At 56.9% G+C, this 1,741-nt stretch carries 1 protein-coding gene; it reads left to right on the plus strand.

The genetic code is table 11. The features are described from left to right. A partial coding sequence (locus AC1DXV_RS34300) for a hypothetical protein (protein WP_477938004.1) occupies nucleotides 1–1,741 on the plus strand: 1,741 nt, incomplete at both ends.

Below are 1,741 nucleotides of genomic sequence, written 5' to 3' on the forward strand. Positions count from 1 at the left end.
ATCCAGCAGACAGCGCATCACGCAGCGGCCCGTTTGCTGGCTGCCGGCATTCGTCCCCCCGAGATAACAGTTCTGCGCCATCGGGTCGCGCGCCCGGAGCAGGATCTGATTGCCGGCGCATTCTCCGAAGCGAAGCTATTGACGCGCGTTCACGAATGCACTTACAAGGAGTATATCTGGGACTACTGTATCGACGAAACCCTCAAGGCCATTGATCCGCCGAGTCCCATCGAGAACTACACGAATCAAGACTTGACCTTTCTCAACGGTGACGGCGACGAGGTGCGCGTCGAATCTGCACTGGACCATTTCCTGCAGGTACTGCAGAAACCATCTCACGTCTCGGCGCACCTTGTGGTCGCGCCCGGCGGCATGGGCAAGACCTCGTTGTGCCTGTCCGTCTCAAGGGCGCTACATTTTCGTGAAGATCTGCGGTCATCCGTTATCCTCATCCAGGCGGAGGCGATCAAGAAGTACGTGGCTGAGCGAGGGGTTGTCTCGTCGCGAATCGAGACGATCTACGACATCTACGAGCTATACGCGAAGTACCAAGGGCACGGAAAGCTCTTCGATCGATCAACCTTCGATTTGGCCGTCGTCTGCGGTAACTTGACGATCATCATCGACGGTCTGGATGAGCTGAGTTCGCTGTTCCAAGAGCAGTTCGACGTTGGGGCCTTTCTCGAATCGCTTAAGGAACTTCACGATCAACTCGGGAGTAGCAACGTCCTTCTGACGACCCGGAACAACGTCGTCGCGCAAGACGCTGGACTAGAGGCGTTGGCCATTGAGCGCTATGAACTACTCGGGTTCGACACAGCGAGCTGCAAGCGCTACGTGACGCGTCGCTTGCAGGGCTACGTTTCAGGTTCGGCGATGATCGACAGAGTGATGGCGCAGGTCGCCAAAATCCGCATCCATGACGACGACGGCCGCATCATTCCCTTTCTGGCCGACATCTCTACGACGGTGGCGGAAGACGCGCTCAGCGCAGGCAAGGACGGAAGCTTCGAGGTCTCGGATGACTCTACCCCTTATCCTTCGAACAACGACCTTGCTGACCACATCGTGCATTCGATCCTTCGCCGTGAGCAGACGCGGCATGACCTCGAGATCCAGGTCGTTGATGTCGTCGAGCTGATTTCCGACTTGGTAATCGACCACGGGAAGCGTTGGCCCGTCGCACAAATGCAGGAGCGGCTATTCCTCCTGTACGAGGCCCGTGCACAGCCCATTCTGGCCAAGCTGTTGCTGAACCCGCTGCTCGTCTTGCAGAACGGCGATGTTGAGCTGCGGTACTCGTTCCTGAGCTCGTACTTTGAGGTTCTCCTGATGCTTCGTGGCTTGCTACGAAGCAGCATCGAGTCCGGAACGATGCGAGCCCTTAGCCGACTGAACCTGGAAAGCGAAGAGGCGCGGGAGCTAAAGCGGTTCTTCTTGTCGCATCCCGATGAGGTGGAGGCCGCGCTGCACTCCATCGTTCCGTTGCTACGTGAACAGGCAAACGCTTCCGACAGTGGCGCAGACGATGTCCGAGGGCGGCGCGAATACGCTAGAGGCGCTATCGCGTCGCTCTTGAATCTCTATTTCTCCGCGCAAAAGCTTTCTATCGATGCCACGACGGTCAAGCTTCTGTCCTTCTATGGACTGAAGGAAGACGTCAATGCAATTCGTACGCTAGAAGGGCTGTTTATCAAGGGAGCGTTTCCTACGATCGATTTCTCAAGGCTTATCGTCACCA

The sequence above is a fragment of the Rhizobacter sp. P3_C12 genome, assembly GCF_056402735.1.